This window comes from Pirellulales bacterium (assembly GCA_036499395.1).
Taxonomy (GTDB): domain Bacteria; phylum Planctomycetota; class Planctomycetia; order Pirellulales; family JACPPG01; genus JACPPG01.
Genome location: DASYDW010000063.1, coordinates 266,122 through 292,207 on the forward strand (window position 1 = coordinate 266,122; position 26,086 = coordinate 292,207).

Annotated in this window: 28 protein-coding genes; all 28 read right to left on the reverse strand. The window is 61.2% G+C overall.

The window, feature by feature from the left end:
* On the reverse strand, nt 1–2,742 hold the full coding sequence (locus VGN12_10375; GenBank protein ID HEY4309845.1) for a hypothetical protein: 2,742 nt from the start codon (nt 2,740–2,742) through the stop codon (nt 1–3).
* Nucleotides 2,743–2,745: 3 nt separating this feature from the next.
* Nucleotides 2,746–3,609: a hypothetical protein gene (locus tag VGN12_10380; GenBank protein HEY4309846.1), complete on the reverse strand. Its 864-nt coding sequence runs from the start codon at nt 3,607–3,609 to the stop codon at nt 2,746–2,748.
* A 49-nt stretch (nt 3,610–3,658) separates the two neighbouring features.
* Nucleotides 3,659–4,096 carry a hypothetical protein gene (locus VGN12_10385; GenBank protein HEY4309847.1) on the reverse strand — a complete coding sequence of 146 codons (438 nt, stop codon included), beginning with the start codon at nt 4,094–4,096 and terminating at the stop codon, nt 3,659–3,661.
* 127 nt (nt 4,097–4,223) lie between these two features.
* Nucleotides 4,224–4,643 carry a hypothetical protein gene (locus VGN12_10390; protein ID HEY4309848.1) on the reverse strand — a complete coding sequence of 140 codons (420 nt, stop codon included), beginning with the start codon at nt 4,641–4,643 and terminating at the stop codon, nt 4,224–4,226.
* A 12-nt stretch (nt 4,644–4,655) separates the two neighbouring features.
* Nucleotides 4,656–5,045: a hypothetical protein gene (locus VGN12_10395; protein HEY4309849.1), complete on the reverse strand. Its 390-nt coding sequence runs from the start codon at nt 5,043–5,045 to the stop codon at nt 4,656–4,658.
* A gap of 72 nt (nt 5,046–5,117) precedes the next feature.
* On the reverse strand, nt 5,118–5,633 hold the full coding sequence (locus tag VGN12_10400; GenBank protein ID HEY4309850.1) for a hypothetical protein: 516 nt from the start codon (nt 5,631–5,633) through the stop codon (nt 5,118–5,120).
* A 64-nt stretch (nt 5,634–5,697) separates the two neighbouring features.
* A complete protein-coding gene (locus tag VGN12_10405) occupies nt 5,698–6,141 on the reverse strand; it encodes a DUF3168 domain-containing protein (protein ID HEY4309851.1) in 444 nt (147 codons plus the stop codon).
* Complete coding sequence (locus tag VGN12_10410; GenBank protein HEY4309852.1) at nt 6,138–6,788, reverse strand: hypothetical protein; 651 nt, start codon at nt 6,786–6,788, stop codon at nt 6,138–6,140. Before VGN12_10410 ends, VGN12_10405 begins: the two co-directional genes overlap by 4 nt.
* 74 nt (nt 6,789–6,862) lie before the next feature.
* Nucleotides 6,863–7,078: a hypothetical protein gene (locus VGN12_10415; GenBank protein ID HEY4309853.1), complete on the reverse strand. Its 216-nt coding sequence runs from the start codon at nt 7,076–7,078 to the stop codon at nt 6,863–6,865.
* A gap of 63 nt (nt 7,079–7,141) precedes the next feature.
* Entirely contained in the window at nt 7,142–7,450 is a 309-nt protein-coding gene (locus tag VGN12_10420; protein HEY4309854.1) for a hypothetical protein, read from the reverse strand.
* Nucleotides 7,451–7,598: 148 nt separating this feature from the next.
* Nucleotides 7,599–8,759 (reverse strand): hypothetical protein, encoded by a 1,161-nt coding sequence (locus VGN12_10425; protein ID HEY4309855.1) that lies wholly within the window; start codon nt 8,757–8,759, stop codon nt 7,599–7,601.
* Between the two features lie 98 nt (nt 8,760–8,857).
* Complete coding sequence (locus VGN12_10430; protein HEY4309856.1) at nt 8,858–9,331, reverse strand: hypothetical protein; 474 nt, start codon at nt 9,329–9,331, stop codon at nt 8,858–8,860.
* Nucleotides 9,332–9,388: 57 nt separating this feature from the next.
* Nucleotides 9,389–10,363 carry a hypothetical protein gene (locus VGN12_10435; GenBank protein HEY4309857.1) on the reverse strand — a complete coding sequence of 325 codons (975 nt, stop codon included), beginning with the start codon at nt 10,361–10,363 and terminating at the stop codon, nt 9,389–9,391.
* Between the two features lie 199 nt (nt 10,364–10,562).
* Nucleotides 10,563–10,745: a hypothetical protein gene (locus tag VGN12_10440; protein HEY4309858.1), complete on the reverse strand. Its 183-nt coding sequence runs from the start codon at nt 10,743–10,745 to the stop codon at nt 10,563–10,565.
* Between the two features lie 121 nt (nt 10,746–10,866).
* The gene (locus tag VGN12_10445; protein HEY4309859.1) at nt 10,867–12,342 is read right to left on the reverse strand and encodes a phage portal protein; all 1,476 of its coding nucleotides are present in this window, start codon (nt 12,340–12,342) and stop codon (nt 10,867–10,869) included.
* Nucleotides 12,343–12,435: 93 nt separating this feature from the next.
* On the reverse strand, nt 12,436–14,127 hold the full coding sequence (gene terL / locus VGN12_10450; GenBank protein HEY4309860.1) for a phage terminase large subunit: 1,692 nt from the start codon (nt 14,125–14,127) through the stop codon (nt 12,436–12,438).
* Nucleotides 14,124–14,570 (reverse strand): hypothetical protein, encoded by a 447-nt coding sequence (locus VGN12_10455; protein ID HEY4309861.1) that lies wholly within the window; start codon nt 14,568–14,570, stop codon nt 14,124–14,126. The genes terL and VGN12_10455 overlap by 4 nt, the downstream gene beginning before the upstream one ends.
* 10 nt (nt 14,571–14,580) lie before the next feature.
* Nucleotides 14,581–15,702 carry a GNAT family N-acetyltransferase gene (locus tag VGN12_10460; GenBank protein HEY4309862.1) on the reverse strand — a complete coding sequence of 374 codons (1,122 nt, stop codon included), beginning with the start codon at nt 15,700–15,702 and terminating at the stop codon, nt 14,581–14,583.
* A gap of 26 nt (nt 15,703–15,728) precedes the next feature.
* Complete coding sequence (locus VGN12_10465; protein ID HEY4309863.1) at nt 15,729–16,292, reverse strand: ParB N-terminal domain-containing protein; 564 nt, start codon at nt 16,290–16,292, stop codon at nt 15,729–15,731.
* An 87-nt stretch (nt 16,293–16,379) separates the two neighbouring features.
* Nucleotides 16,380–16,784 carry a hypothetical protein gene (locus tag VGN12_10470; protein HEY4309864.1) on the reverse strand — a complete coding sequence of 135 codons (405 nt, stop codon included), beginning with the start codon at nt 16,782–16,784 and terminating at the stop codon, nt 16,380–16,382.
* A 152-nt stretch (nt 16,785–16,936) separates the two neighbouring features.
* On the reverse strand, nt 16,937–17,539 hold the full coding sequence (locus tag VGN12_10475; protein HEY4309865.1) for a hypothetical protein: 603 nt from the start codon (nt 17,537–17,539) through the stop codon (nt 16,937–16,939).
* 3 nt (nt 17,540–17,542) lie between these two features.
* A complete protein-coding gene (locus tag VGN12_10480) occupies nt 17,543–19,237 on the reverse strand; it encodes a hypothetical protein (protein HEY4309866.1) in 1,695 nt (564 codons plus the stop codon).
* Between the two features lie 53 nt (nt 19,238–19,290).
* Entirely contained in the window at nt 19,291–20,187 is an 897-nt protein-coding gene (locus VGN12_10485) for a glycoside hydrolase family 16 protein (GenBank protein HEY4309867.1), read from the reverse strand.
* A gap of 88 nt (nt 20,188–20,275) precedes the next feature.
* A complete protein-coding gene (locus tag VGN12_10490; GenBank protein HEY4309868.1) occupies nt 20,276–21,046 on the reverse strand; it encodes a hypothetical protein in 771 nt (256 codons plus the stop codon).
* An 80-nt stretch (nt 21,047–21,126) separates the two neighbouring features.
* The gene (locus tag VGN12_10495) at nt 21,127–21,519 is read right to left on the reverse strand and encodes a hypothetical protein (GenBank protein ID HEY4309869.1); all 393 of its coding nucleotides are present in this window, start codon (nt 21,517–21,519) and stop codon (nt 21,127–21,129) included.
* Nucleotides 21,520–21,588: 69 nt separating this feature from the next.
* Entirely contained in the window at nt 21,589–21,906 is a 318-nt protein-coding gene (locus VGN12_10500) for a hypothetical protein (protein HEY4309870.1), read from the reverse strand.
* Between the two features lie 214 nt (nt 21,907–22,120).
* A complete protein-coding gene (locus VGN12_10505) occupies nt 22,121–22,966 on the reverse strand; it encodes a hypothetical protein (GenBank protein HEY4309871.1) in 846 nt (281 codons plus the stop codon).
* 733 nt (nt 22,967–23,699) lie between these two features.
* Nucleotides 23,700–26,015: a CehA/McbA family metallohydrolase gene (locus VGN12_10510; GenBank protein HEY4309872.1), complete on the reverse strand. Its 2,316-nt coding sequence runs from the start codon at nt 26,013–26,015 to the stop codon at nt 23,700–23,702.
* Nucleotides 26,016–26,086: the final 71 nt, after the last annotated feature.

Consider the following 26,086-nt stretch of genomic DNA (forward strand, 5'->3'; position numbering starts at 1 on the left):
TCAGCCCGTGCGCATGATGTAGCACAGAGCGTAATAGGTGGGCGTGTGATACTTCGCGTCGTGCGTCAACGTGGGCGTCTGATGCGTATGCGACGGGGGCGCAATCGTGGTGGCCACGGCGACCGCCGTGTCGCTGATGATCGTGCCCGCGGGCGTCACGACCGTGGTGGACGGGCTGAACGTAATACCGGTCACCGGCGCGTTAACGGTATGCGTGTGCGGATTCGGAACAAGGTTCGGCTCTTGTGCCTGGTCCTCGGTGACATCGTGCGTGTGCGGATTGGGGTTGATTTCCGCCGTACCTTCCAGGGGGTGGTCGTGCGGATTGGGGTCGATAATGTCGGTCGCTTGTTCAGTGGCCGACGGGGAATAAATATCCGCGTCCGCCCCAATATCAGCCCACACCTTTTCTAGCGGTGTGATTTCGTGATTATGATCCGCGTTGAGGCTTGTATCTCCCACCGTCAGCCCTGAGGTATCGACGGTCAAATCTGTAGGCTCGATGACGATATTCGGGAAAAAGACCTCAACCTCCAGAGGCGTCGGACCGGTCACGCCGGAAGCGATGGGGCTGCCGGTCATATTGGGCGTGATCGTGATCGTGAGCGGCTTGCCCGTGAACTCGGAATCGGTCGTGGCTTCCGTGGTACTCACCGCTGCTAGGCTCGTCGAACTTGTCGCAGCCGGCGCGTGCGGCGCGTGCGTGTGCTTCAGCGTGCCCCCCGTGTCACCAATATCGTTCTGGCTTCCGTTGTCGTCGAATCGACCGTCACCGCCCCCCGGACGCGCCCCCAGGACGAACTTGCCGCACAGGTTTGGCGTGCCGTTCGAGCCGTCGCACAAATCCCAACCGTGTGAGATGTCGACCGCCGCGCCGCTCCACAACTTGATTGTGCCCCGGCAATCATCGAGATAGTCCGTGACGCAGATCTTGTTGCCTGCGCCGTCGACGGTGTAGCCGATCGTCACCCCCGCTTCGACGTTGGGGTCGCTTGCCGCCGAAGGGCTGGGCAGTAACACGTTGAAGTGCGTACCTCCCGCGTCGTAGCCCTCGCCAGAAAGGTCGTCGACAGCTTGGCACTCGACAAAATGCGCATTGCTTTTGCTACTGCCTGCCAACGTATGGCTGGCATACGTGCGCGCGTAACGAATCAAGCCGGCTGTTGCCGGCTTGGCATCAATGATCTTGTACTTCCCATCATGCGAATCCCAGACGACGCGAAACTTGTCGCCCGTGACGGCCGCCGAGTAGAAGTTCAGCGTGTCGAAGATGGTCGTTTCACTCGCCGTCGATTGTCCATCCCAGAAGTTATCGAACGTGCAAGTCGCGGTTCCGCTGGCCATGTTGGCGGTGAGTGTGACATCGGCAAACAACGCTTGCCGTTCCATGTCGAGGATCTGCCACTCATCCTTGTCGGCGAGCTTGATCGCGAAGCCGTAGTAACCGCTCGGCGCCTGGAACTTTCCACGGCCCCCTAACGAACCGTAGAAATCGACTACCGTGATCGCATCGCCGTCGACGTACGCCGCCGCCAGTGCGCTGTAGGTTTGGATTAATGCGCTAGCGGTGCCCCCCAGCAACAAGGTGGTCGTCAGCTTGAAGCGAACGACCTGCACACCGCGGCTGCCCTCCAATGCCACGAGTTCGTAGCGGCCACTCTGGCTCGACAGAAAACAGACGCCGACGTCGCTCGTACTGGCGGGTCCCAGGTTGGACGAATCGAAGACCGTGACGCTCCCGCCGGTCGCGGTCCAGGTGCCAAGCCCTGCGTCCCACTTGCGAATCGTGGCAGCGGCCGAAGCTCCTTGCGCCAAATCGGCATTCAGATAGGCGAGCACCAGGTCGCTTGCGCGCCCTTTGCCCATGTCGATGACGACATACTCTTCCTGGCTTTCATCCCAGGCGGCGATTCCCTTGTCGCCGGCCGCGGCGCTCGTGTAGAGGTTTTGGCGGTCGTTGATAAAACCAGCCCCCGCCCCCGGCTTGCCAGCCCAAGTACTATCGAACGAGGCCACAGCAGACCCGGCGAGGAACGTGCCGGTAAGCGTGAAAGCCACGAAGCGCGCGACATGCTCCATGTACAGAATCTGGTACTCGCTCCGATCCGGAAGCTGCGCGGCGAAGCCGTAAAAGCCGCTGAAGCCTTGCCATTCGCCCGGGTCGCCCAGTGCGCCGAAGTAATCCTTGACCGTGATCGTATCGCCGTCGACATAGGCGCCACTGCCGCCACCGGCCGTCGGATCCCAGCGACGAATCGTGGCCGTCGCGTTGCCGCCAAGCGACAGCGTTGACGTGAGCTTGAACCGGACAACGACCGGGCCGATGAACGGATCGCGCACGATTTGCCAGCGGCCGGTGTCGGCGTCGAAATTCGCCAGCACCCATGTTCCTTCGGCCAGTTGCTTGCTGGCGGCGTCTTTGGCCAGGGGATCGTACAGTTGCACGTGTTGCGGTGACTGCGCGACGTAATCGGCGCTCGTATCCAATCGCAGTCGCGTGGCGTTGTAATAAGGAACATTGTCCGAGGTACGGGGCAGAGAGTCCGGCACCGTTTCCAGACGAAAGAGCCACATCTTCGCCTGCCGCGCGAGGCCAACGCGTACGCCCATCGCATCGCGCGCAATCTCGATCGGATAGCTGCCTGAAATTTGGCCCAGTGCGTTCAGCGCATCAACGACCTCGTTGAACTTGGCCGCCGAAATGAGATCGCCGGGGTTGACCGGCCGAATCGGGACCGCCATGGCCTACTCGAACTGGAAGAGTTGCAGGAAGTCACCCGCCGAATACGGCGGAGCGCCGTCCAGGTTCTCGATCGCGACCCAATGCTCGCCGGCGGCGGCCACCTCCTTGTAGAAATAATTCCAGCCGACCGGGGTCACGCTATCGCTGAGCGTTTTCGTGTTCTCAGCAAACATGTAATCCAAGTTCCAGAACCCACCGTCCTCGACGAATTGAAATCGCCGCGAGACGCGCGCCCCCTGGAACATCACCGTGCCCGCGGGCGCCGACAGAAAAGTGCTGCCATTCACCTTGCCGCGCAGCGCTCGAATCTGCGTCCACGGCGGGTAGGGAACGCGCTGCCAGCGCAACGTGAACGTGCCGTGCGGTATCTGCAGGCCCGGGCTGATGTCGTCGGCGACGCGCTCTGATCCGCCCGACCAGATCCAGGCTCGGCCCGGAACCGTCGTGCGCTCGGAGCCTAGATCCGCCGAATAGGTGAGATAGGTTCCGTCAGGCACGCCCGGCATATCCGGGCGCGGCCGGCTGAACTCGTCGAACATCGTGCGATAGGTAGCCGTAACCTTGGCGCCGCCGCCGGTGTAGGTGTTCGTAAACGCGCCGAGGTTGATGTCGGTCGCGCCGTCGGGATTGTCGGGATCGAACGGTTCGACCTGCACGTCGGTGACAATCAGATTCGGCAAGCCCGGGAATTCGATCGGGGGCACGAATTGCGTCGCCAGCCCTAGCACGCGAAATGTGCCGATCAGCGCGCGCACAAATTCCTGCCAATCGGTCCACGCGACGCGAAACACGCGCACGGCCGATGTCCCCTGCTCGTTGACGCGGATGCGCGGCGAGCCTGCGAGTTCTTCGAACGCGACCGACATGCTGCCTACCTGAATGGTGAAAAACGATCGTTGCGCCGCTGCCGGCAGATTACTCGGGCTGAGTAAAAGTGGCGGGTGACTGCCGCCGCGCCTCGGCAATCTGCCGGAGACGGCGCAGGTTCTCGTCGATGCGCTGCAAGACTTCGATTTGGCGGTTTTGCGATGATTCGGAGTTCTGGCTCGACGAACGCCGCGTTGAGCTATTGCGCGAGCCCGCCCTTGTGTGCTGATGGGGCTCGGCGCCGCCCTGAGTGTTCGTTGTTCGTGACGAGTGCCTTTTGATGTCGCGCGCGATCCTCGAAACCCCTCCTTCTTGCGCCGCCGGCCTGACCGCATTGATCTGAGCCGCCCGTCGGCGGATCAAGCGGATCAGCCGCGCTTTTTCTTTTGGTCCCGGCGATCGGTTTGCGTGGCTCGTCACACTGATGATTCCTGTGAGTTTTGTCTTCTTCGCCAGGCCCTTGCCTCGGCGGGTGTCATCCAGCACATAGCACTGGCAGACTCTGTATCCAGATAAGCGGTCACCTGCGCGGGAGTCAGCTCGGCAATCTGTGCGGCATGCCAACCGTATTCCGCGCTGAGCCGCCGAAACGCGCGACACCAGTCGGTGTCTGTCAGGCCGCCAGGCTCATCGCGGTCGTCGGCCGCCGCAAGGCCTGGCGATATCCGTTTCCCCGTGGCAACCCGCTGGCGCGATCGAGTTCTTGGGCAACGCGTACGACACTGCCGTCGGCTTCAACGAGCGCGCGGCACTCGTCAAGCGTCATCGCCTCATGCTGTTTGCGAATCACAGCCCACAGCACGTACCCCAGACCAGGACCGCACATCCATTCCGCGAGCGCAAGGGGCGTGATCGTTTTCTCGGCTTCGTCCGCTGCCTGAATATCGGATCGCTCGCGATCGGCCGCGCGGTCGGCGAGCATTGCTTGCTCGATCTCGCCATAGTCGCGCAAAGTCAGCGGGCTCCCGAGAAGCACGCGGCCGGCAATCGCCAGAGGTACCAGTGGCGCCGTCATCGTCGATAGAGTTCCCATGAAATGTGTCTCTTACGATGAGTAGTTCGGTTTCGTCCACGCGCCGCTGGTAGAAAACATCGCCGTCCCTCCCAGCACGTCGCCACTCGAGATGTCGACGGCCAATTGGATCGAGTCCATCACGGCTGGCACGCTGTAGAAATGCGTCGCGTCGAGATACAGCAACAACGTCACCGCCGAACCTTCGTCGAAATCGTCAGTGATCGGGTCAGCCGGATCGAGCTTGAAGCCAATGCTGCCGCCGCCGTCTTTAACTCCCGGCACGCGACGCTGAAATCCGCCCGTCGACGAGCTGGCGTACGCGTGATTTAGAGAGGTCGTATGAAACGTCCAGTCCGTGATCTCGGCTAGCGCGGTACTGTCGATCATCACCTTGCCGTTTTTGCCGCTGATCGTCGCCATGTACTGAGCTCCGCTGAAAGTTGGTGTCGAGTTGCGATTGCGCGCACGTGTCGCGCACAATCGAGCTGCGTATCAGGCGCGAACTCCCACGAGGACGACCTTGTATTGAATGTCGTCGCTGCCCGGGTTGGTGACGCGCAGCGTGTCACTCGTGCCCACGGCGACCGTCCAGCCATCGTTCTTGTTCACCAACAGCAGGCAACTACCCGCAGGAACATGCACCCGATCGGTCGCCGTGCCGAACGGAGCGCTCCAGGCGTGGGTTGCCGCGGCGCCTACGAGCAAGTCGTCTCCGGACGTCGTGTTCGCATTGACAATCAGCACACCCTTGACCGTGGCGAAATCGACCGTTACGGCGCTGCCGAAGATCGTTTGGGGGAGCGCCGCGAGCGGCAGGTCGTCATGGCCGCCGGCAACTACCGTGCGCAGGTCATGCCAGATGAGATCAGCCTGCCCGGCTCCTGCTCCGTCGCTCAGTTGTGCGTCGTATTCGAGCCGCGAGGCGTCGGCAATCGTGGTCAGCCCGAGCGTGTCCTGAAACAGCCACAGTAACGACGCGCTGATTTCCGCGGATAAAGCTTCGGACATCTTCGATACCTTGATAGGCGCTTTAGTTTCTTTGTAACCGAACGAGTTTGCGACCATGGCTTCGTCAGCCGAACAGGCCGCTGGGAGGATGCCGCACGATCAAGACGTAGTCGAGTTCCAATTGCCAAGAGCCGTCGTCGGCCTGCGTTTCCGTTTCTTGCGAGCGCTGCATGTTCAATACGCTTCCCTTGTCGAGCGGAAAGTCCACGCGTTCGAAGCGTCGCGCGATCGCTTGAGCGATCTCTTTGCCTTCGTCCAAGTCCGCCGACCAAACGCTAAACCGTATCACGGCGCGATCAATGCAAGTCCCACTGCTGGTGCGCGTGACGACCTCGTTTTCGCGTCGCGACAACACGACATACGGCAGGGACGTCTCCCCCCGCGCGGCGCCGGTCGACAACCGATCGGCGGGCAACACCGTCGCCAGCAAGAAATCTGTGGCCCATCGCTCGTGAATCGCTTGTTCCAGGCTCATGGCAAACGGTTGCTCGTGGGACTCCGTGGTCACTCAATCGCGCCCGTCGTCTGCGCCGCCAGAATCACGAACAGCGCGTCGATGCTCGCAGGCCGCTCGTAACCAAGCACGCGATACGCGTCCGTGCCGGACACGATGCGGTACGTGTGATCAATAACAATGTCGTCCGCAACGAAAATCTTGTGTGTGACGCGCGTCATGCGGCGGTCGTATTCGATCCGGATATCCGCTTGCACAGCCTGGATCCGTGCAGAGAGGTTGATCTGCACGTCGTGCCAACCGGCCACCTGGGCCCCGCTTTGTGTTTTTGTCCACGTTGCTTGTTGCAAGACAACGGCCTGATCCAATCCCCCGACGATGGCCAGATTTCTTGCGCGACATTGCCAACGGGTACCCAAGGTGGCACGCTCGACCTCTAGCACGACGAAACGTGCGCCTGCCGCGTCGGTAATGACGCCGCCGATCGTGGGCGCACTTGCCAATTGTTCGGCCGGTAAATGCCAGACGACGTCGGCCGCCGTATAACGTCCATCGCTCGTATCAGCCTCGCTCAGGCGGGCGTGGCAACGCAGCGCCCCAGAGACGACGCCGGCTGCGGCGCCGGACAATTGCCGCACGTTGACGGTTTCCAGGCCGTCGCAGCAACTCAGATCGCCCGTAGGGTCGAACGAAACGGACATGGTTATTTTAGTTCCGCATTTGTAATGGGCGTTGAATTGTTAGCGACAAGAGAGTGCCAGCCTTTCGTATAGCGTCAGCTAAACCCGCGCATCTGCGTCTCGAACGGCTCGTCCCGGGCAATCTGGTCATCGCACCAGGCGACGGTCTGCCGCAATTGCGCCAGATAATCGCTCCACGCCACCTGCTGACCATCAATGGTGTAGGTCGGTTTCGGGGCGGCAGTCAGGTCGGCGATGATCGCCAGCGCCTGACTTTTGATCGCCTGCAGTTGATCGAGATCCGTGGGCATCGTGTTTGCCTCGGCCCCAATGGGGTGTTCGCCTTGCTTGCGCCCAGTACTATCTTTCGAACGTTAAATCGCGAACCAAAACACCTTTTGATTCACCGCCGTCGATACGACAAAAATCTTGGCGGCATCGTTGACCGGCACGAACAAAGCCTCGCCCGCTTGCAGCGGAAAGCCGTCAGTGGCGTCCGCCGCGTCGGTCGTGAGGCTCGCATGGCCGACGAAGACCGTCGCCGTGTTGCTGTCGGCAGCCCGCAATTGCACGCCTTTGGTCGCCTCGACCGTGCTACCCACGAGTGCGACGGCGCTAGTTCCAATGGCGCTCTTTCGCCCATGGCTGAACGAGTTGACCGTTTCATCGCCGATTCGAGTCATGACGTGGCCGCTGTTGTTGAAGGAAGAATTAATTACGCGTGAATCTCGCGGCCCGCGCCGACGGGCAGTCGCGACACCTGTCCCGGCGTACCTGTCCTCTAACCCATTTCAGGCAAACCACGGAATCGTCGGCGCGGGCCACACTGGCTTAGCCGGTCGACATCACGATGTAACGCGGGTTGATGACGGCCGCGGCGCCGCGCTCGCTGGCCTTGAAGCGCACGACGATGTCGTTGTTGAAATCGGCTTCGCTGTTTTGCGGCGACTGGGTCACCGTGATCGGCCAGTTCTCCATGTAGGCGAATGCGCGGCTGAAATCACCGATAAACCACAGCTTCTTGGCATCGTTGGGGTCCATGCCGCCCGACACCAGGCGGCGATATGCCAGCCGGCTCTCCATCACCTGGTATTGCGACAGCGGATTGGCCGCGACGGTCAGTGTCGAGGCGTCGGTCGGTTGGTAACGAATCTCGCCGGCGTTGAACACCCGCTGCGCCGCGTGCCGATAGGCAGGCATCACCAGCACCGTCGTCGGCGACACCAGCACCGGTTCTCCGGTATTCGGATCGACAATGTCGGCGAATAGTTGCTCGGCCGTGTCCACATCGGTCCAGTCGACCAGTTCGTTGCCGGTGGCGATATTCACCCACGGCGTGGTCGTTTGATACGTGTCGTACGCGGTGCCGCGCCACAGGTAATTGTTCGTCGATCCGATTGCCAGGTCGACTAACCGCTTCTCTTTGTTCAGCCCGAGAATCTCGCCGACCTCGGCCGCGCGGCTGAGCACCAAGTTCGTGCGGTCGAAGAAAATCGCTTCCTTCGTCACGGGCACGATGAACCCGCGCTTCGTCGTCGAGGGCGTTTCGATGTAATCCTCGCCGAAGCCGAGGCTGGGAAAGGGCATACCAGGGGGCACTTCATCGATCTGGTCCTGAATGCGCGAGATGCCGGGGATCTTCTCGCCATCGAGCCGGGTGGAAATCGTTTGCACCAGCTTCGAGATGACAAACGCCTCTTGCGTGTAGGCGTCCATGATCTTCGAATAAATCACTTGTCCGGTGATGTTCAAGAAGGCGGTCACGTCGACGCCGTCCCCCGCCTCCAGGATTCGCGAGCCCCCTGCCGAGCGCGGATCAAGGGCGCGGACCCACTCGCGGCCGTCGGGCACCAAGGCCTCGGCCAGGTCACGCAGGCTGAAATCCTCGGGCTTGACGTGCCTTCCGCGCAAAGCTTCGCGCAGGCCCTCCACGGTCCGATGCGGGCCGTCCAGTTCGTACTGCCGTTTCAACTCGCGATATTGGATCGTCACTTCGGATCTCCTCACGAATAGGTCAGCCCTGATAGCCGTCTTTCAATCAACGGTGGGCCTGGGAAGTAATGTGATGGCTGCCGTGAATGCGGATTGCATCAAGCCTTGGCCTGTGGGCCGCCGTGAGACACGGTACCGACGATTTCGACCAGCACGCTGGTATCCGCCGGATTGACGCGCTTCGCGCAGCGACCGACGGCCAGATTTTCGGCACCGACGCCGACCAGAATCTGATCGCTGAGCGGCGGTCCGGCGGATGGCTGGTTGATGCCGACCAGCGCGCCGATTTCGAACGTGGCGCTGGCACAGTCGTAGGCAAAGACACCTGTCGTGGCGACGCGAATCGGATTCGTATCTCCGCTACGCGATTGCTGCATCGCGACGCCGGCGAAGTTATTGTGAAACAGTTGTTGATTGGCGGCCTTGCTCCCCTGATCCGCTTGCGACGAGGCCGGCAGCGCATGGTCGGTACTGAGATACACCAGGTCCCCGATTTCAATCACGGTCGCGGATTGGACCGGAAGCATCACCGGCGACGTCTCGCCATATCGCCATCGCATCAGATTGGCCATCTCATCGGTCTCCTACAGAAATAAGGATTCGCCCGCTATTTGCGGATTGTTCGCTGATTATGTAATCGATTTCGCGAAGGCTGCGCCGTCGACCTTGGTGTGCCAGGGAGTGTCGACAAGTTGCTGATCGCGCGCCACGGGTCGGCCGGCCCAGGCCGGTCGATGAGCGTGCAAGCCGGCGGCCGCCGAGACCAGCCGGGCACGCTCTTGCACCAGGCGGCGCATCGCGTCTTCGTCCGGCGCGCTGAGGAGCGAGTCGAAAAACGTTTCGCTCACGATCTCCCGTGCCCAACCGCTGTCGGACGTCACGTCTGGCAGATGCGCCTCGGCCAGCAGGCGCTGCGCCAAGACGCGCCGCGCAGCCACCGCGTCGGCCACTCGCACGTGGTCGAGCTGCGCACGCAGTTGAGCGTTCTCGCGAGTCAACTCCGCTGCGAGCGCCGCGACCAGATCGGGCCGGCGGCGTTGCAACTCGGCTGGTGTTAGCTCTTCCCACAAGATCGCCGTGGCCGCACCGTCGTTTTGTCGCTCCCAGCCCGGCGTCAGCGCCGCTTCGAACAGCCCGCGCGTCGTGGCCGGATCTGCCACGAGATCGACGCTCTGCACTTTCGTAATTCCTTCGACCACGACCCGGCCGTTACGATGCGAGGTTTTGGCCAGCACGTTGTGAGAAAAGCCGACGTTTTCGGGCGCGTGCTCCGCATCCCAAGTCAGTTGGCCGGCCAAGGCGTGTTGTGGATTGAAATGAAAGTCGGCGAATAGCCCTTCGCCGGAACGCACGACCATGTTGTGAATGGCGCCAATACGATCTTGGTAATCGCGCGGGGAACCAGGAGCGGACTTGGGATGATTGACGTTGACCTTCGCCCCTTCGTACAAGGGAGCCGCGGCCGTCAACGCCTCGGGCAGGTAAGTTCGGCCGTTCTGGGATTCGGTCCCCAGGATCTTAGCGCCGCGGATGATGCCCGCCTCTCGGTCGACGCGCAGCGCCAGACCACGGGAATTGATGAATTCTTGCAAGGGCTCGGACATCGGATCTCTCCTCGCGTTGTCGTACGGCAACAAAAAAAGCCCATCGCTCGAACCGTCGTTGGTTCGCGATGGGCTCCTGTGGATACCTGCCTGGTGGCGGGCTCTGCGGATACCTTACGTTGTGCTACTCGTTATGCTGCTGCCGGCTGCCACACTGTCGCGATGGACTGTTTGCGCGAGACGTGCAGAAGCTGTGCGATTACTTTTCGATCTTGTCGATGCGACGGCGAATGTGCTGAATCGATCCGTCTTGGACGGCAACTTCGATCTCGGCGGTGCCGTAAAAGCCCCGCTTCAACACGTCGCCCAGCATTTCTCGCAACGCGGCACACGCGTGCGATACTTTACTCTCGTTAGATGGTGTTAGCGGTTGTGTAATCATTAAAGACCATCGTATCTTTTCATGTACTTATTTCAAGGGTAACTTTTGGCCACTCGTTCGACGATATTCTTTCTTCGGCGCACAACATCTTCCGCGCACGCACCTTTCTTTTTCTGCGCGGCTAACCGCGCGGTGGCACAGCGCCAGTTTGCTGCCCATCGTCGATGCTCGCTTGCCGATGGCTGAGCAGGTTGGCCTGCTCTTGCGCATAGTCGAGTCGCCGACGCTGACTCCATGTTTGTGGCGAAAGAATGCCTGATTGATATTCGATGCGCGCTACCTGCGCGTCCTTCAGTGCGTCGCGCACAGCCAGCGGCGGCGCCACGGCCTGAATGTCAATAGCCGTCAGCGAATCGGACGAAGTACGGCCCGCGCGCTCGGCCACCGCGATAACCCTGCGCATCACCTCCAGATCTGCCTCGACCTGTTCCGCCTGCAAACGTTCGAACATTCGCACGGCGGGACTTTCCGCCACCATTGTCGACGCGTAATTGGCGTTCGAGGCATCGCTCGACAACATGAACTCGGGCATGACCAGCCGGGCCGCGATCGCCCGCAACTCAGCCTGCAGCACTGCGACGTAACTAGCGGCGTTGAGTCCCTGAGCCGGAAAATCATATTCGACGCCGGCGTGTGTATCGAGAATGGTGCCGGGCGCGAAATGCTTCCAATTCGTCGTTCGGCCGCCCGGCCCTGTCGTCGTGGCGTCGGCCTGACCGGTGACGAACTGCTGTACGGCGGTGCGAGTGGCTCCTTGATGGCGGCGCACCAGCGCGATCGCCGACTGAATTTCGGCGACGACGCTCATGTTGCGCAGCAGTTTTTCGGCGCGGCGCAAATTCTTTCGCACGGGATAGAACAGCGGCAACCCGCGCTTCACATTTCCATCGACATTTTCCTTGCGATGTTGAATGTCGCAAGCGTCGATAAAGGTCCCGTCGACGTAGTAGCCCAAAACTTCCTCGACATCGTGCGGATCGGTCACGATGCCGAAGCTGGCCGCGGGATCGCTCGAGGCGTTGGGCGGCGTCGAGACTTGCCCCGGCTCGACGAAGCGCACCCGCAGCGTACCGTCGGCGCCGACGAAAAATCGCAAGAACGCTTCGCCGTCACGGTCGCGGCGGCGCACGATCTCTTGTTGGCGGCGATGCCATTGATTCGTGACGATGAATTCGTCGATCAACGCCTGAGCCGTCGCCAACAACTCGGGGCTTGCTTCCTGTCCGTTCTTGCGCACTGCCCGGTAACTGTGCCCCGGCCCAATCACGTAGTTGATCCGATTTTCGTGCCCGTTGATCGCGAACTCGTTCGTCATCGCTAGTCCACGACACTCGATGCGAATCTGCCGATGCTCGGTTTCTGTCCAGAACGGGGCGACGGCGGCGCCGCCCCGCTGCATTTCATTGCCGATGAGCTGCCAGGCCCGGCCATCGTCGTCCCACAGAGCGTCGCGCGGATCGACCAGGCTATCCCACAGTCCTTGGCAGGCCTCCTGCAGCCGGCGTTCCAAGCGTGAAACCGGACCAGGGTCCGTTATCGCAGCCGCTTCCTGATCGCCGTTACCATGATTCAGATTGTTACCGTTGGTCGATTTCATAATCGTGTCTCCCTAAAAAGGCGCCGGGTGACAGCCACGAACAGCATCGCTCGGCAAGTGTCGTTGATTCATTTCTGCGACCTGCCTGGACGGTCAGGACGAGAGCGGCAATCGATCTCCAAAGCCATCGTCGAATGTTGGCCGCTCGGAAAGCTCGCAGGCCATGCGGATGGCCATTTCCAAGGCGTCCGGTCCGTCGTCGTGGTCGCCGATGGGAAACTGCTGCAATTGCTCGACCAACATTCGCGTCGCCGGCGAATTTCGGAAACGAAGTTGCCGTTGCGATAAAAACGGCCCCAGCCGGCGAATGCGCACCAGCTTGTTGACGCGGTTGTCGATCGACCAGGGCTGCACGCCCACGATTCCTTGCCTGCCGAACTCCGCGGCAAACTCGCGGCCGAGCAAATCTTGAAACTGATTGGTTTCGATCGCCAGCGCGTCAGGCCGAAACAGTCGGCACCATTCGACGCCATCGGCCACGATTTGCGGTGTCGCGCGACGGGCCAGGTCCGCGTCGACGTAGAACACGCCGTCCGTGCCGACCCCCAAAATTACAAATGCCGAGTAATCGCCGCGGCGTGCGTCGTTTCCTTTACTCGGATCAAGCGCGATAACCTTCAACGACAAACGTTCCGGCCAATCGTCGAACCAGATGCCGGCGTGGAAGTAATCTTCGGGCCATTCGCAAGCCTCGGGGTTGATCGGCGAGCCTTGCTTCTCGCGCTCGAAAGCCGTGCGGCCACTCTCGACCCGCATCCGCATCAAAGTGTACAGATCCTCTTGCTCTGGCCACAACAACACGGCGCCCGCCTGCATCGTGGCCGCATGCGATTCATAGAAGTCGCGCGCCATCTGCCGGCAAGCGGGATTATCGAGCGCCGTGTAAAGCTCCTCCCACCTCTGCCAGGCCAGCATGTCGTCCGGCCAGCGCTCGATGGCGCGAAAAATGCGAGACTCCCAACCGGGAGTCCGATGCAGTTCGAGCCCCAGCGCGTCGTGATGCAAGGCCGTGGCCAGGTGGAAAATATTCGTCGTCGCGGTGCCGGCCTTGATCAACGTGCCGTGGAACCAGTTGCGCGAATGCTCGCGCTGCAAGGCCGATTCCATATGTCCGTCATTTTGCAGGTCATCGCATATAATCAGCGTCGGCCGATGCTCACGACGCCGGCGGCCGCGAATACGCTGACCCGTTCCGAATGCTTCGATCGTGACGCCGTTACGCAAGCCAATCGCCGCCGCACGCCAGACGGTTCCCTTGCCTGTCGCGTCGGGATAATCGGCGGCCAGCAGCTCGTTATCCAGCAACTCGGCCCTGATGTTCTCTAGGTGGCTGACGGCCTGGTCCTTCGTATCCGATACGATCCAGATATACGGCTCGGTCCCCTCGACGGCCATTCGCAAGGGGCAAGCCAATGACGCGACGGTCGATTTCGCGGCCCCGCGCGGCCCGATAACGTTGATCTTCTGGCCGCGCGTCGACCGCGATTGCTCGATTTGTTCGCCCAACCAGCGGTGCATCGCCGATGGCGGCAATTGAAAATGGGGCGACAGATAGTGCTTCGCCCAATCGAGCAGGCTACGCGCGCGATTGTCGACTTCCTGGGGCGATCGCAACAGCCGGCGAAGATTGTGCGCCAGCGCGGCGAGCACGAATTCCTCTTGTTCGGCCAGCGAGGATCGTGGATCGTACGGCAGACAGCCACGGGCGTCGTCGTAGGCTGCAGAAGAGGCTTCGGCGACCGAATCATTGCGGACCTCCACTTTTTTCCGCTTGGCAGGCGTCACTTGCGCTTCTTCTTCCGCTTGGGTTCGGCCGCCAGGTTGGCTAGCAGCTTTGTCACGCGATCCAACAGGCGTTCGCAACGTTCCGGGTCGGCCACCTCGTGCGTAATGATCGTGGCCAGGTGTTCGAACACGTCATTTAATTCCTCCACAGGAATCGTACCGGGACGACGTTTCGCAAATCGCTCGGGAAAGATGCGCTCTAAGAGCCAGGCCGAGGCGTTCCAGGACTTCTTGCCCGCTTGCTGGATATTCGAAAGCAGAATTACTTCGAAGTCCGACTCCGCGCGCTTCAATCGCTGGGCGAACTCCCGACTGCGATCGGCGCGCACACGGATCGCCGATACGGTGCAGCCCACGTGCTTGGCGGCGGTGCGCAGGCTGCCGCCGACGGAGACGATCGCACGAATCTCGGCTTCTTTGATCGCATCGATCGATGATTTCATGCCCTTGCTTTCACGCCACGTTGCTCGCACCGAGATATTCGAACGAAGCCACGGCGCGGCCGCTCGAACCGCGGTAGTTGTGAATGAAGCGGCGAGCGCTGCGCGAACCGGTCTTCAGCACGCGCACCGTTCGCCACCGGGGCGACTTCGTGCAATGTGCCAGCACCGACGGGTGGCTGGCCGTAATGTTGATGCGCAATCCCTCGTCGCGATGCTGTTGCGCGACGGCCTCGGTCACGCGCATGCCGATGCCGATCCCTTGAAAGTCGGGCAGTGTCACGACGCGGCTGATGCGCCAATGCCCGCGCCGCCCAATCAAGGGAAACGTGGCACAGAATGCGACCGCGGCATCGCGCCAGGTGGCAAGAAAGCAGCGCGCCGTCGGCGCCAGATTTCCATTTAAATAGTGATGGCGCGCAAACAAAGTCCACGCACGACGGTGGCAACGAAAGAGTTCGAGTTGCACGGGCGGACGCCGAAGACTCCTCCATTGGCAGATCCCGGTCGCCATATCGACGATCCAATCCGGCGTCAGCCACTCAGCAACGTCGTAATGGCAGGTGATCGCCACGAAGCGACATTTCAGCCGGTCGTCGTGAATGGCTCGCGCCACGGCCGCCGAACCAATCTGCGCGACATTCCTGTCGACCACGCTGGTAAATTCATCGAAGGCCACGATCGGCACAGCCGCATCGTTGAGTAACATTGAATGTTCACTCGCGACACCGACCGACAAAGCCCGCGCCACGTCGCAACGAAACCGCTCGCCATTGCTCAGCACCGAGTACGGCTTTACCCAGGAAGGGGGCGAGCTGAATCCGACGGCCGTCAACAATCCGGTGACATCCTTGATCGGCAGATCGCCAAACGCGTCCACCATCGCGCGATCGACAGGCCAGGCATGTCCCTGGTAAAGCACGTCGCCAAACGCCTGTCGGGCGACCGTGGTCTTGCCGCTTCCTGATGGCCCGACGATGAGTCCGATCCTCCACGGCTCGTCGGTACCGGGAATCTCCGCGCGAAATGTCGATACCGATTTTTCCGCCAGCGGCACGTCGAACATGCCCGCGACCTGCCGCACGCGAAACGAATCGTGGACCGGGCAATCGGCGGTGACTTCGATGATCGGCACGCTCGGGCCTCCGGCGTTCGCGATTGTTACAGCACAAGCACACGGCACTTGAAGCCTTCGCCGCTCAGCCGCTCGAACAGCGCGCGCTGCGCAGTTTCGTCGCCACATTCCACGACGAGCTGATAGAGTTCTTCGAGCGCACTATCGACTTGTGGGCTAAGCGGTTCTGGCAGCGCGAAGCCGCGGCGCGACTCATCGGCCAGGTTATTCAACAGCGATTGCACGGCTTCGCTTTGCGTTTCAACCTCGGACACCAGCGAAGCAAGCCGCTCAGCATTGGTTTCGGCCAGCGCCGCCAGTGGATCCAATACGGTCAGCAACTTGGCCGCTTCGTCAGCCGATAGATCGAGCACGAGCACAGGCACCTCGGCGTCGGGCGTCGTTTCGGCGCGCAAATGGCCATCGATCAGCTCCAGTGTGCCGTCGTCCAGTTCGCGCGCCAGCAGCGCGCCGGCGTAACCGATCTCGGCCAGCACGCCGCGCAAGGCGTCGCGCTGGGCGTCGGGATGCATGCGCCAGTTTCTGGGATGCGGACGAAGTTGTGAGGCTGGCACGCGGCGCAGCTCACGGATGCGATCGCGGATCTGCATGACGGTTACCTCGAAATATCATTGCTGCAGAAACGTGGAGCGGCGGTCGCCGGCGCCGACGACCGCACACACTCCACGCGCCTTGGTTCAGCGCACCACGGCTCGGGCCACCGAGCGCTGACGCGGCAACAGCGTGCGACGCACGCCTGCCCCGCCCACGCGCGCCGAAGCGCGAGCACAGGTGCCCCCGGCACAGCCGGCGTTTGCCACCGCTCCCAGCGGTAACAGCGACGCCGACTGCGCCACGACTAGCGGTTGCGTAACCGTGACCGGCAGCGCCACGGTGGCCTGGGATGCCGTCCCCGGCAGCGCGTATGCACCGCCGACAAAGGCTTGCGCAAACGGCGCCGCAACAACCGCCGATGGCGCGACCGGAAGCGCCGCCGCCTGCGCGGTCGCCACTTGCGGACATGCCGCGCAATAGGTTGCCGGCGCAATGCTGGCAAATCCCCACAACGCCACGAGCACAATGACCCCATAACATCGATTCATACGTGCCTCCTCTCCAAGTTCCAGAAACAGAGTTCACTTGCCGACGCGGGCAAGTGCTAAATCAGCAAAATGGCTATGTCATGGCGCAGCGTCAGACACGAGTCCGTCGCATGCGCGAACGACCAGATGTCAAGGCCGTGTAAGTGCCGCCGCTAATCGATCGCGTTGGCGGCCGGCGCCGGAGGAGCGCTCGTACCATCGGTCGGCGCCGGCCGAGCGGCCAATTCCTGAATCAACTGCCCCAACTCGCTGGGAGAGAGCTCCGTCCCTTTTGGCATGCGCACTTGAGGATCGTCGGCAAGCACGCGGGCGATCGCTTTCAAACGTGTCGCGTCGTCAAGTGCTCTGGTCAGATCGAGCCCCGCCTTGGGCTGTGTCGCACCGTGGCATCTCGTGCAACGCGCGGTGACAAGTGACGTCGCCGGAACCGCGCCGTTTGACATTTGAGCAAGTGCGTTACCCGTTGTTTGGACAGTGCCGCAAACGACCGCAGCTTCCGTGGCATGGACTTCTGTCGAATACTGGATCCCGGCGTTCGGCGTATAAGCGGAGTACTGCACATAGCTGGGCATCGCCACCGGCACCGCGAAGGGAACCGCAACGACTCCCGCGGAAACGGTCGCCACGCTCGTCGCCGATACTTGCACTTTGGTCGACGAACGGCACGGAGGACGCGCGATTGCAAAGCTGGTAATTCCCGCGTTAAACACGGCTAGCAGTAACACGGAGACAATAAACAGGCGTAGACGATTCATAGGTCAATGCCTCCAGGATGAGTTCGTGAGCAGCATGAGTTCGGGAAAGCTGGCCTCGTATGTGGCACGACGAATCTCGCGCCCCGCGCGTAAAGCCAGGATCGCCGGATCCGTTGAATGACGAGTCCCCATGACGAATTGCTCTTCGCCAACGCCGCATTCGGCCGCAGCCACGACGCGGGTTACCGGCCGATCGACGAACCTCGCAAAAGTGCGCGACAGCGCGTCGGCTGCGTCGTGCGTTGTCAGACCGGTCGCGTCGAGCACGGCTTGGGCGTAATCTTCGCGATCGCGTGCCTGATCGCGTGCCAGGCGAGCCGGGTCGTACAACTCGGCGACGCGCCGGGCCACCTCGGGCAGGTAGCTTTGCAAGATTGCGACTTGGCCTGTGAGCAGCGGGTGCTGATCGTCGACAATCGGTTGCATGCCAGCCCCGCCGCCGTTCAGCTCGTGGCACCGCACACAGGAAATTAATGGCCGCACGATACCGTCGTGAGCCATCGTGTCCTTTGCGATCACGTCCTTCACGGCGTCCTGACGTTGACCGCGACCGTCGAAGACCGCCGTGAGCCAGAATTTATTTTCCTTCTGAGCAAACCATTCCGACGCGTCGTAGCGCAGCACCTGCGCGCCGGCCGTGCCTGTATAGTTGATCGGAATTCGCAGCGGATCGCGATCGGGCGTCTCGGTCTCGATATCGCGGCTGAACCAGGTTCCCCCTAGAGGTCCTGGCAAGCGCACGAGTCGCCGCGGCTTGTTCGTAACGTGCGAAATAAACAAATTGGCGGCCGTGTCGGCGGACAGGCGGTCCACCGATTCGCGATCGATGCCCAGCCGCCCGAGCAATTCCTGTTCGGCGCTTGGGATGCCCGCGAAGTCGTAATAGAGCGGCGCGTTAACGGCATGCGCCACGAAAAAGTCGCCGCGCAGAACCGGTCCTGCCGAAAGCGTGGCCAGCTTCAAATCGCGCGCGACGTCGGTGGGAATCCAACCACCGTCGATCGTGACGGTTTCAATCTTATTAGTCGTCGAATGTGTGGAACGTCGAACGTTATTTTTCGACGAATGCGGTGTGGCCGCGGCGACAACCGTTTGCAAAGGCAACACCTGCGTTCGCAGATGGAAGTATGGGTCGATCTCGACGAGCTTTTCCCAGGCAGCGCGAAGCTCTGCGTAGGACGCCGGCTCGCGAGGGTTTGCACAGGCCGCCAGATCGATGCGCAACAGCGTCGGCGAGACCCGTTCGGCATGCACAATCAAACGGCTGCGGCTGACGGCATTTAATACATAGTCGATAGCCACAACCTGCTCGGGCCCGTCGACGGCGAGATAACGCAGTTGCGACCGCCTTTCAACGGGTTGCGTTTGCAAGTCGGCAAGCGCCGCGCGCGCCGCGGCTGGTGGATTCTCGGCCATGGCAACGGTTGCTAGGGCCAGTGCCAGCGTGGCATTGCTCAACCAACTCAACATCCAGCGCCCTAACAGATGAGAAGCCGAAAAGCCGGCCGCCAACAATTCACAAATGTGAAAGTCATTAAGAAATTGCTTCACCTGGCGCCGCGCTCGGGCTTCGGCCGCCTGCTCCATTCGGCGACGACCATACGCCACGAACCGGCCGCGCCGCTGCGGCGTGCGCCATACACAGGCAGCCAGCAGCAAAAAGGCGACGATCGACAGATGAGTTACGACTTCGTTCATTCGACGTGGCAGTTTTCGAAAGTTCGTGAAAACAGAAAATCGGCGGTTAACGATTACTTGGACGGTTTGCGGTCGTAGACGCGCACGTAATCGATCAACCACGACTGCGTGCTGCCGTCGGGCTTACCGATCCAGGTGCCGTTGTCTCCCACAGCCAGGCTGAGCATCAGATACATCCGCATAGCGGTGCCTGCGGGGGATGGCTTTGTCATGACGACGGCACCATCCAGGTACCAGGTCATCGTTGTCTCCGTCCATTCAAAGCCGTAGGTGTGCATGGCCGCCGAAAGGTCGGACTTGGCCGTGATGAATTCGCCGGCTTCGATCACTTTCTTCGACGTGCCCGACAGCACCGCGGGGTAGTTCTGATTGTTGATGCGGCTCGAGGCTTGATAAATGTCGATCTCCGGAGGCCACACGACTTTGCTCCAGTCCCCCTTCCACGGCATCATCCAGAAGGTCGGCCAGAAGCCGCTCCCCTTAGGCGCCTGACCGCGCATCTCGGCATAGCCGTATTGAAAGGAGAAAATGCCCGCCGTCGACAAACAGCCCGACGTGTAAGTAAAGGGTTTTGGCAAGCCGGGCGTGGGCGTCGCCGTGATCGACAAGACCGAGTTGCTAACCTTGAAAGGGTTCTGTCCCCACTTGTCCCCCTTCTGATAGTCGACATAGATTTCGACTTCGCCCGGCGTCGCAGGGCTCGTAACGCCGGCCCCCAAGGGCCAGCCGGTGCGCCACAGATGGGCCGCCGTCTTCAGTTCGTCCTCGGAATCGAACTCCGAGGCGAAGAGCAGCTTGGCCCCATTGCTCGGCGCAGGGGTTGGGCTCGGTGCGGGAGCAGGATTCGGCGCCGGCGGGTTCGGCCGTGGCGGCTTCCTCTCCTGTGATAGCGCGCTCGACGCGAGCAACACGAGACCAAGCACTACCAAGACGCGTAGGCGAGATTTCATCAACGACCTCCATGCAGGAAACGATTCGCTGTTCGAATAACGATGCTTGCCAATCGCGTCCTAGTTTACTGATTGCGCTCGTTTGGCGTTACGCCGCTTGCCCAATCGCGTTCAGATCTTGCACCAGCGACGCCATATCAAAACCATTGGGCGCCTTGGTCGTGTCGTTGACCCACTCGGGCGCGACGATGCCATACGCCTCTTCGACGTACAGCGGAAAGGCGGCCCATTCGATCTTCACCAGTTCGCCCCAAGTGACGCAGGTCGCGAATTGCGAGTCGTAGTCGACAACGAATACGGCATGCCCGCCCCAGGTGCCCGGCTGCCATGCGGCATGGCCGAAGTCGAAGCGGAAATGGGGCGCCTTCCAGATCGATTGATTCTGCCAGGCCGCCGGCAGGGAGATGCCGATATAGACTCCGCCAAAGAGATAAATGCCCTCTTGGATCTCTCGCTTGTCGCGCGGCTCGAGCGACACGTAGGCGCCGATCTTGCGCCCGGCCACGCCCGTGTTGCGCCAATAGTTCAAGACATCGATCTCGACGGCCCCGTTGTCGTTGGCGCCCGTCTTCGGATCGTAACCGCTGACGGCTTCGTAAGTGGCCAGGATATCGCTATCCGGTAGTGTGACTTCCTGCCCGTGATTGGCCGTCCAGGTCTGGATTGCATGCCCCACGCTGGCACACGTGCAATCGCCGATGCGATCGTTGAGCATCATGCCCCACGGCGCCTTGGCGTTTTGGCTCCAGCGCACGTAAGAAGGAAGCGGTGGTAGCGCCGCGGGGACAAAGTATCGCGCCGCCCGCAAGGTGCGCGGGTCGAAGCGTGGCGCTAAGCGTCCGAGTTTGCGTGTATCCATGAGTCGCTTCGCTGGCCTTATCCCCAGCGCTCCTGTATTCGTTGATTCGCCTGTGTTGCTGACCCTAAGCTACTGCGGCCCTAAACCGTGATGCCGGCCAGCTTCAGGATCAGCTCGATCAGCGCCAGCGTCTGGGGGTTCGTGAGCAACGTCACGATGGCGTTGATGATGTGACCGTCGCCGATGGCCGTCAGCGCCAGGTCGACATCAGCCGCCGATGCCTGAACCGGACCAACCACGGGGCTCGGCGCGGGTGGATTTACTGGCGCCGGAGACAAGCCCGGGAAGTCCGACAGATCGGCAACGACCAGATCGCCGAGACTTTTGAACGCGACCCATTTGTCTTGCAAGGTCGAGGCCGCGACGACGTTCTCCGCTCCGGCCAGAATTGCCGGCACATCGCTGGCATGCTTCGCCAGCCACGCGACCAGCGTCAAATTGATTCCTGCAGATTGCATCTGGGCAGCATTCATGATCGGCTCCTGGTTGTTGTGAAGTTCTGTTGAAACGTCGCCGATCCGCGACCGGCGATCTCAAATGGTTTATCTGTCGCGTGCTGGTATTTGCGGCCCTGAATTGCGCGCAAGTGGCGCTTCGTGCGTTGACCTCAGTCGTGCAGCCAATTCGTGCAAGGCTTCGACGATGGCCATGTGATCCGAATGCCGCTCGATGCGCTCGGCGTTCAGTTCGTCACGTAACGTTTCCCGTTCATACCGAGATTCTTCGCGCGTCGTCGCCAATTCCTCGCGAAACGCCGTGAGCAAATCGGGAATCGTCCGTGAGGCGGTGTGCCAGGCGTACCAGCCCAAAATGGCCGTGGCGGTGAGATTACCGAGATCGGGTGAAAAGAAATCGGTCATTGGGTTAAACACCCTAAATGGACTGGTTTGATGAGCGGCGGAAACAAAAAAAGCCCGCCTTCGGATCAAGGTCCGAAGACGGGCTCTTGTAGATACCTGTTGTCGTCGCTCAGGCTCTTAGGATACCGCGTACATGGGCAATGTTAGCGAACTGCGTGGCCTGATTTCAAGCCTCGATTCGAGAATCGGTCACACGGCGCGCCGCAATGCGCTATCAGAACTCGCGCGGACCGTTATTTTCGTGCAGCCCGGGACGCGGCTTCTCATTGCCGGGATTACCGCCATCGGTTTCCGCGGCTTGCAATGGCGCGAGCAGAGCACTCGCCAGCCCGTCGTCACCTGTCATCAGACGCAGCGCCCTGCGCAATTCACGCTCGGCTTCAGGCACCTTGCCACGGTAACCATAAAAGTAGCCCAACAGGAAATGGCCGGCCCCTTCACGAGGGTTGCTTCTCACGTGCGATTCGAGCTCAGCCAAGCGGGCCGCGAATTCTCCCTCAGACGCGAAATACTCGCGCACTTTCAGAACGGGGTCGCCCCACTGCTGCTGCGGCAAGAGACGCAACGCAATATGCAACGATTCCGCCGCCTTACCATACGTACCCAATGCGAACAGAGCCTGGGCACGCACCATCCACGTGTCACCATCGTCAGGCAACTCGGCCAGCACGGGATCAAGCTCGATCAGCACTTGCGAATAGTTGGCGGCCCGCAGCGCGGCCAAGGCCCGATCGTAATACGATCCCAAATCGGTCACGGGCCGATAGATATAACCGCTTGCCCCGTACGAAATGACCTGATGACCCAGCGGTTGCGGAAAGCCAAGGTTAATGGCCGGGTAACCAAACAGCGGCGAAAACGGGAACGCGTCGTACGTGAAGAACGCACTCGGTCGGATCACACCAGCACCGCCCACTGACGGAAGAACGCGCTGGCTGATCGACGACTGCCTTTCCCGCGCCGGCGCCGGGAAGATGGCCTGACGAGCCGGATCGGAATAAGAGAACTGCCCGAAGACCTGCGATGGATAGCAGACCGCGATGGTTGCTGCGCAGAGCATCAGGCACCTACCTGAAAATGCGCGCCACGATCGGCTCGAGTCCTTCATCGGCGGGCCTCCACGACTGCCCAACCGAAATCGTGACAGAAGTCTCGGCCCGTGGCAAGAAATCGGTCGACGCCCCGCTCGCACCGGGCAGAGGCTAAGGCCGATTGCGGCGTGTTGGAATGCGGTAGCCACGCCCTTGGTCAAAAACTGACCAGCACCGGACATTGCCGCGGGTGCAAAAACGAAGAGGCCGGCCGATTATCTCGGCCGGCCTCTTCTGACTCAGACACTCATTGACTCGTCAACAGAATCGGCTGCCTGACGCGCTCCGAACCCGGAGCAGGACAGCCCGTCGGCTGAAGCGTCAGACGAGCCACCTCTGGAAATCACTACACATATAGAGACCACCTCCTTCCTCTAGAGCCTTCCCGCTGGACGGCCGATCCAGGCCGGCGTCACGACGGGCCTCTAGTCCGGTCGGGACCACGTTAGCCCACGACACACGCGACAATGCATACTATGCAAACCACTCCAAAAGGGTCAAGCATTTTTGCTGCTGGGGACTCTACCCTACCGCAGCAAAAACCCATTTGGGCCGGGGCCAAGGCGCGCTAGCACCTCGTTCCCTAAAGGGACCTGACCACGACCACGGCCTGCTCCGAAAAGACAGCCACGCCAGGAAAATGGTTCGCGCCCGCGCCGTCGAGACATGACCGGGTACAACGCAGTGCGACCGGCTCGGCCGCTATTCCGCAACCGCTTCGGCCAACGCCTTACGATAGGCTTGCCGGGCCACTTCATACGCGGCGGCGGCCGCGGCGTGCTCGGGCTCGCGCGTGTTGCGCAACTTCTGTTTCCAGCAGACGTCCACGGCATCCAAACACCATTGTGCGCTGCGACGGCTGGCGCGGATCGGCTTGTTGTCGACCTCGATAAATACGGGGTTCGTATGTGCGGCGGCAAAAACGCGCAGCGCCACCCAACACGAATGTTGGGGCGTGTACTCGAACTGCAGATCCTTGACGCTGCCGTCGGCCTCGATCTCGCGCATTTCGACGACCTGCCCATTGACGATCAATTCAACCGGCACCTTGCGCGTATCGCCGACCCGGGCTCGCTCGACATGCCAGTACGGCTTCTGATCAAGCTTGCGGGCACGAATGTCCTCGCGTGGTTTTTCTTCAAGCAGCGCCGCCGCGTTGACACGGATCGGTAGCTTCTCGCCCTGCTTCACCGACAGCACACTGGCGCGACCTGCCGAGCCCGGTTCGCCGACGCCCAGGCCGTTGACCGTAAAATCGTAAAGATGCGCGAGCCCCTCAGTGCAGTAGCTGCGTCCATCGCGGATGCCTACCGCCCACTGATCGTAGTCCAGCGGTTGATCCTTAGATCCTTTTAGCTTCACGTACGCGCGCCCAAGTCCGACGCGCTCGCCATAGATGCACGGAAAATCCGTCTCACCACTGATGCGGCATGTGTATCCGCAGTTCAGCGTGTGATACCAGATGTTCATTTCCCACACGAACGGAGTGTCGACAGCGGAAATGAAATCGCAAACGTCGTGTGCCACGTCGACGATATATTCGTTGGCGCCGATACCGTCGAACGGTGGCATGTCATAGGTCGGCAGCGAAGTCGCGGGAACCTGCAGCCCCCAGCCACTGTGCGAGAAGCCGACGACGCCTCCTTGCTCTTTCCCCCATTTCAAGACCGGCAGATCCCAACTGGGCCATTCTTCGATCTTGGTCGTGCCTGGGTAGTCGTCTTCTTTCAAGCGCAGCAAGCACAAGTGACCGCAGTGCGAGCTGGGAAAGCCTGAAACTTCGACATCGTAGCGCATCAGGTTGTCGGGGGTCGAGAGGGCGCTGACTTTGCCCTCGAAATATTGCTTCTGGAAATACCAGCATGGCCCCCACGACAGCACGCAGCCGATGTTCAGATCCTCGCCCAGGATGTGCCGCATCATGTCCTCGGGCTGGACCCCTTCTTCGGGCGATTCGTAGTGCGCGCAGCCCGCGCTGTGGACGTGATGATCGCCGGAAAACCAGCCGTGATCGGCCATTTTGATCCACCGCTTCAGCCGAAAGCTCTCGCGATGCGTGGCCGCATTGGGCACCTCGATCTCGCGAGTCAGGATGCGATACTCCGGACCGCGTGAGTACGTCACCGTATATTTGCCCGGCGGCAATAGCACTGTCTCGCCGCTGTGACGATAGATCTGATCGTGAAAGAACAGGTCCGGAGCCATGCGCCGCGCGCGCGAGGGATAGACGCGTCCCAACGTGTCGCGAAAGACGAATTGCCCAGTCGTCGGCTTGCCGTCATCGTCGATCACTTCGAGTGACACGTGTACGGCCGGCTCGCATTGAAACAGCAGATTTAGCTCGTTGCGAAAGCCCAGGTCCTGCGTCCCCTGCCCTACGTCGAACATCAGCTTCGCCTCGCGTTGGCCGACGTCCCGGCTATACATTTCGATCACACGATATTCGAGCGGCAGGCCCGAGAGTTCCTTGTTGAGCGGCTGAGAAGTGTTGAGCGACACGTCGAGCCAGCGCTCGCTGACATCTTGCGGAGAGATCGATTGCGGCGGATCCGCTCTGCCACTGGACGGCTTGTGTAGCTTGGCCGCGTTGGGGCTGCTGACGCGCAAGGCCGCGGTCACGCCGGCTTCGTTGGCGACCTTCACCAAAAGCACGCGCCAGCCGTGCTGGACGAGTTTCTTCGGCGCCGCGCCTTCGGCCACCTTCACGCGACTTTCGGGATTGATCGTTACGCCGGCCACGCACAGGGGGTCAAGCACATTCTGAATCGCGGCCAGGCTTTTCGCCGCATCTTGCTCGGCGACCGCCACGTCAAGTGCGCTTTTCTGATCCGCCGTTAGCGGCGAGCCGGCCAATTCCAAGGCCTGCACCAGGCGCGTGACCTGCGCCTTCAGTGGTTGCAGTTCCACGCCCGTAACAATCGTGAGCGGCTCGGCGGCACGCGTCGCATTGCTTGATAGGAGCAACATCGCAGTCAGCAGCAGGATAAATAGCAAAGCTGGTTTTCGCGATAGCGTCACGGGGCATCCCCTATGGTTCGAGTGCAGGGCGTGTTCGCGGGCGCCGGGCCAGGCATCTCACTCAAAGAGCA